This window comes from candidate division WOR-3 bacterium, assembly GCA_016926475.1.
GTDB lineage: Bacteria > SDB-A > SDB-A > SDB-A > SDB-A > JAFGIG01.
Genome location: JAFGON010000081.1, coordinates 1 through 6,162 on the forward strand (window position 1 = coordinate 1; position 6,162 = coordinate 6,162).

The 6,162-nt window shown below is 43.2% G+C and carries 4 protein-coding genes; 3 read left to right on the plus strand and 1 reads right to left on the minus strand.

Annotated features, from left to right (window positions below; all coding sequences use genetic code 11):
* On the minus strand, window positions 1–367 hold a 367-nt coding region (locus JXA84_08140; protein MBN1151169.1), incomplete at its 3' end, for a hypothetical protein.
* 381 nt (window positions 368–748) lie between these two features.
* Here JXA84_08140 and JXA84_08145 point away from each other — a divergent pair.
* Genes JXA84_08145 through JXA84_08155 form a run of 3 tightly spaced genes read left to right on the plus strand, consistent with a single transcriptional unit; the run spans window position 749 to window position 6,143 of the window.
* Window positions 749–3,436, plus strand: coding sequence for a DEAD/DEAH box helicase family protein (locus JXA84_08145; GenBank protein ID MBN1151170.1), 2,688 nt, complete (start codon window positions 749–751; stop codon window positions 3,434–3,436).
* A gap of 11 nt (window positions 3,437–3,447) precedes the next feature.
* Window positions 3,448–4,845 (plus strand): N-6 DNA methylase, encoded by a 1,398-nt coding sequence (locus JXA84_08150; protein ID MBN1151171.1) that lies wholly within the window; start codon window positions 3,448–3,450, stop codon window positions 4,843–4,845.
* Window positions 4,845–6,143: a restriction endonuclease subunit S gene (locus JXA84_08155; GenBank protein MBN1151172.1), complete on the plus strand. Its 1,299-nt coding sequence runs from the start codon at window positions 4,845–4,847 to the stop codon at window positions 6,141–6,143. The genes JXA84_08150 and JXA84_08155 overlap by 1 nt, the downstream gene beginning before the upstream one ends.
* Window positions 6,144–6,162 lie beyond the last annotated feature (19 nt).

Genomic DNA, 6,162 nt, shown 5'->3' on the forward strand with positions numbered 1-6,162 from the left:
AACCCTGATCAGTGGATTTGAAGAGTTTTAAAGTGTCGTTAGTGTATGTATTTGACAATCCCATGACATAGAGATACCCGGAATAATCATAGTCAAAAGATATGACTGAATTATTCATAGTCCATTCATCCGACACAAGACGGTCTGTTCCCCATTCCGGGGCATAGTTTGAAGGGAGTTCAGGCTGATTCTGAACGTCCGGAAGATACGGGTAGTATTCGTTCGATTCTTTGGGCTCAAAGTCAAGAGGATCCCTATCGTCTGAGTAATTTACTATCCTTGCGTGTTGATAGTATGCGGGTCTTGCTAAAAGCACCATAGGCATAGCAATCAGCAGTGTTATAATTACCATTGCCAATGCTTTCATTTTGTCTCCTTTGTTGAATTCTTTTTATATATTAATCACAAGCGTTAAAAAAACATTAATTACGTTTTTTTATGTTAAGAATCTCTTTTGGTGGATATTCTCTTCTTTTCCTTCGCGTCTACTGGCGTCCATTCGTGTTCATTCGTGGTAAATATCTTATCTTTTCATCTACGATGAAATCTATTTCGCGATTAAATCTTTTTTTCTTTTTTAAACTTCGTGTAGAAAAAATGTTTACATTTTTTCCTTCGTGCAGGTGGGAAGCTATGCTTCCCACCCTTCGTGGTTGATATTCTTTTTCTCATCTTCTTTTCCTAACATCATTCTTTTCCCCGCTGGTTTAATATATAATGTTTTTAACTGTCCAACCCAAAGGAAGCGATGCACGAGAGCGAAAAGAAAACACGCAAAACTCGGATAGACAAAAAACTCAAATCCCTCAACCCTCCCTGGGTCATAATTCCCTACAGCGATAAATTCGACACAAAATCATTGACGCACCACGCCGTCGAGGAATACCCCACAGAAAACGGTCCCGCGGACTATGCACTCTTCGTAGAAAGAAAACTTTTAGGCATAATCGAGGCAAAAAAAGTGTCTCTCGACCCTCAAAACGTTTTAGAGCAAGCGAAAAGATATTCCTCAGGTTGTCCAAAAACTTTAGGCTCCTGGGGAAAATTCAGGGTCCCCTTCCTCTATTCTTCAAACGGCGAGCAGATATTTTTCGCCGACGTCCGCGAAGAGGAATACTACTCACGCGAAATAGCCGATTTCCACACACCTGACGCTTTGCGCGATATGTTTTCAAAAGACCTCGAATCCTCCCGAAACTGGCTCAAAAGCACACCGAACAACATAGACGGGCTCAGACCCTACCAGAAAGAAGCCATAAAAGCCTTCGAAGAAGCCCTGCTCAAAAACAAACGCCACATGATGCTGGCAATGGCGACGGGGACGGGAAAGACCTACACCGCTGTCTCGCTCATTTACAGGCTCTTAAAATCACGCTATGCCCGCCGCATCCTGTTTCTGGTGGACAGAAAAGCACTTGCGGCGCAAGCCGCTCAGGCGTTTTCGGCGTTCACTACCCCGAGCGGCAACAAGTTTAACCAGGAATACGAAGTTTTCAGTCAAAAATTCAGACGCGAAGATTTTGAAGAGAGCGATAACTTCGACATCGGAGTATTACCGAACGAATATTTAACCTCGCCAAATTCTGCACACACTTTTGTCTACGTCTCGACAATCCAGAGAATGGCTATAAACCTATTCGGACGTGAAAATTCCTTCACCCAGAGCGCGAGCGACCCGGACCTTGACGAGGATGCTGGAAAGATAGACATGCCCATCCACGCCTTTGACCTGATAATAGCCGACGAATGCCACAGGGGATACACATCTAAGGACACGAACATCTGGAGAAGCGTCTTGAATCACTTCGACGCTGTAAAACTCGGACTCACTGCGACCCCGGCCTCTCACACAGTCGCTTATTTCGGCAATCCCGTATTCAGATACACCGTCGAACAGGCGGTTTTGGAGGGTTTTCTTGTAGATTACCAGGCGGTAAAAATAAACTCGGAAGTAAGGATAAACGGCATTTTCCTGAAAGCGGGCGAACAGGTCGGCCTGAAAAATCCTATGACCGGTCTTGAGCGAATAGACAACCTCGAAGACGAACGCGAGTTCGACTCCCGGGACGTAGAACGCAAAATAACCTCGCCCGACAGCAACCGCAAAATCCTCGAAGAAGTCGCCCGTTACGCTTTAATTCATGAAAATGAAACGGGGAAATTCCCAAAAATTTTGATATTCGCCGCTAACGACCTGCCCCACACCTCCCACGCCGACCAACTCGTCAACATCGCCCGCGGGATTTTCGGCAGAGGAGACGATTTTGTCCAAAAAATAACGGGCAGTCCTACAGTTGACCGACCTCTTGAGAAAATCAGACGTTTCAGAAACCGACCTGACCCCGGCATAGTAGTCACAGTTGACATGCTATCTACGGGCGTAGATATCCCCGCCCTTGAATTCATAGTCTTCCTTCGTCCGGTCAAATCGAGAATTCTGTGGACACAGATGCTCGGCAGGGGCACGAGAAAATGTCCGGACATAAACAAAAGCTTTTTCACTATTTTTGACTGTTTCGACGGAACCCTGATCGAATATTTCAAGGACTCGACCGACTTCGTCATAGAGATAGAAGACACATCCAACGCCGCGACGATTTCCGAGGTAATAGAAAATATTTGGAACAACATAGAAAGAGACTACAACATTAACCGCCTCATAAGACGCCTGCGCCGTGTTGCCGAAACTATGAGCGCAAAAGCGAGAGAAGATTTTTCAAAATTCATAGAAAACGGCGACATCGGAAAATTTGCAGACGAACTTAAACCTAACCTAAAATCAAGCTTTACGGAGACGATGGAACTGCTCCGCAAAAAAGCATTTCAAGACCTTTTGGTGAACTACAACCGGGCATACAAGCCTTTTTACGTCGCCTATGAAACTCAGGACAAAGTTTCATCAGACCTTATGTTCAAGGTCGAAGACAAAAGCTACAAACCCATCGAATACCTCTACGCTTTTTCAACTTTCGTCCAGGCAAACAAAGACAAAATCGAAGCTCTTTCGATCCTTCTTAAAAATCCCAGGAAGTGGAACACAAAAGTTTTGAAAGAAATCCGTTCCGAACTCAAAAAGCACGACTTCGAAGAAGAAAAAATTAGAAAAGCCCACGAGCTTTCAGGCCACAAAGCTCTTGCCGACATAATCTCGATGATAAAAAACGCCGACGACGAGAAAAATCCTCTTCTGACTGCAAAAGAGCGCGTCAGCAAAACGATTTCAGAAATTCAAGAAATCCACGACTTCAACGAAGAACAGAGTAGCTGGCTCAACTACATTAAAGAACACCTTATAATCAATCTCGCCATAGAAAAAGATAATTTTGACGTAGTGCCGGTATTGGAAAGACACGGCGGTCTGCATAGGGCTCAAAAAATATTCGGAGACGAATTCGACAAAATTATAGAAGAAATCAACTACAAAATAGCGGTCTGAGAGGAACAAAAATGTCCGACATAGTCAACAAATTATGGGGAATGTGCCACACCCTACGCCACGACGGAATAGACTACGGCGATTACATAGAACAGCTGACATATCTTCTTTTTATAAAAATGGCTCACGAAAAAGGCGTAAAACTTCCCAAAAATTGCGACTGGGAAACGCTGAAAAGCTTTTCAGGCACCGATCTGACAGACCATTACTTGATGCTTTTGCAGAAACTGCGGGACGAAAAAAACCTCCTCGGAGATATTTTTGCCCAGTCCATGCCGAAATTCAGCAATCCCGTCAATTTAAAGAAAGTGATAACAATGATAGACGCTGAGGACTGGGCGAGCCTCGACGTCGACGTCAAAGCCGAGGCATTCGAGGGGCTTCTCGAAAAAGCGGCGAGCGAGGGCAAAAAAGGCGCGGGACAATACTTTACTCCGAGGCCGCTCATAAAGACTATCGTCAGACTAATCCAGCCCGATCCCCTCAAACATCAGGGAATGACTATTTGCGATCCGGCCTGCGGGACGGGAGGTTTTTTGGTCGCCGCCTACGAATATCTGATGGAGAAAACACGCGGCGCGATTGACGTAAACAAAATAAAATTCATAAAAGAAAACACATATTTCGGACAGGACCTTGTCGCAAGACCCCGGCGGTTGGCTCTCATGAACCTATTCCTCCACGGCATATCGCCGAAAATTTATCTGGGCGACACAATATACGAACCAGACAAGGGCAAGAAATACGACGTCGTCATGACCAATCCCCCCTTCGGGACGAAAGGCGCGGGTCAGGCTCCGGTGAGGGACGATTTCACTATTTCGACTTCCAACAAGCAGTTGAATTTCCTTCAGCACGTAAACACGATTCTCAAAAGCGGCGGAAGAGCCGCGATAGTCCTGCCCGACAACTGCCTTTTCGAGGACAAAGCCGGAGAGGTTTTCGAGATAATCATGCACGACTGCAACGTCCACACGATTTTGAGACTGCCCAGGGGAACTTTCGTCCCCTACGCCAACGCTCAGGCAAATGTAATCTTTTTGCAGAAGGGCAGACCGACGGAAAAGGTGTGGATCTACGACAACAGGTCGAACATTCCGGGCTGTACGAAAAAAGACAGACCCCTGACAGCTGACATGTTCACGGATTTCGAGAAAGTTTACGGCAAAGACCCTAACGGAAACAGCAAGCGCACCGACCAGGGACAGGAAGGCAGGTTCAGACCTTTCGGAATAGATGAAATCAAAGAAAGAGGTTACAAGTTAGACATAAAATGGCTGAAAGACGAAACCCTGGACGACCCCAACGATTTGCCCGAACCTGTGGACTTAATATCCGAAGCCGTCTCCGAACTCGAAGCCGTAGTAGATGAGTTAAACGAGATAACAGAATTACTGGGAAAAGAATAATGGGAAGAGAGAAGTGGGTTGAGGTTCCTCTTGGTAGTGTTGCAAATTACATTAATGGAAGAGCTTTTAAACCTTCTGAATGGAGTAAAAGCGGATTACCAATAATTAGAATCCAGAATCTTACAAAGAGTACTAATATTATTAATTATTCAAAAATAAAACATGAGAAAAAATATTTCATTGAAAATGGTGATTTACTTATGGCATGGTCTGCAACCCTTGATGTTTTTATTTGGGATGGTGGTTCAGCTTGGTTAAATCAACATATTTTTAATGTCATTGTAAATTCTGAAATTATAGATAAAAAATTTTTATATTTTTCTTTAAAACAAGCTATTTCTGAATTTAATACAAAAACACATGGTTCTGGTATGGTTCATATAACAAAACCTGTTTTTGAAACCCATAAAATCCCCCTCCCCCCTCTCAACGAGCAGAAGAGGATTGTTGAGAAGCTCGATGCAATTTTGCCGAGAGTTCAAACCGCGAAATTCCGTCTCCGGAAAATTCCTGTTCTCCTCAAAAAATTCCGCCAATCCGTTCTCTCCTCCGCCTGCTCCGGTAAATTGACCGAGGATTGGAGAGAAGGGAAGGATACATTTTCTTATTATTTATTGAATAAAAGTCATTCTCCTCTAAGAGAATATTCAGAATATTTACCAGATAACTGGAAAATTTTCTCTTTCATAGACGTATGTAAAATTTCCACGAATTTAGTTGATCCTAAAAATTTTCAGAATTTTCCCCATATTGCCCCAGATAATATTGAAAAAGGAACAGGCAAGTTACTAGGTTATAGAACAATAAAACAAGATAATGTTAAAAGCGCTAAGCACAGATTTTATGAAGGCCAAATAATTTATTCAAAAATTCGTCCATATTTATCAAAAGCAATAATCTCATATTTCGATGGTTTGTGTAGCGCTGATATGTATCCATTAACTTGTAATATAAATACCAAATTCCTTTACTTTTATATTTTATCTAATATTTTTCTCGATTTAGCTTCGACAGCTGGAGACAGAAGTGTATTACCAAAAATAAATCAGAAAGAATTGAGTTTAATACCCGTTCCTGTTCCTCCGAAAGAAGAGCAGCACGAAATCGTCAGGAGAGTTGAAAAACTTTTCACTTTAGCAGATTCGCTTGAGGTGAAATACAAAAAAGCCCTCGAAAAAATCGAGAAGCTCGAACAATCCATCCTCTCCAAAGCTTTCCGTGGCGAGTTAATCTCTTCTGATCCAAACGATGAGTCTGCGGATAAACTTTTGGAGAAGATTTTGGAGGAGAAGAAGTAAGAACTAAGGCAAAGAAAAA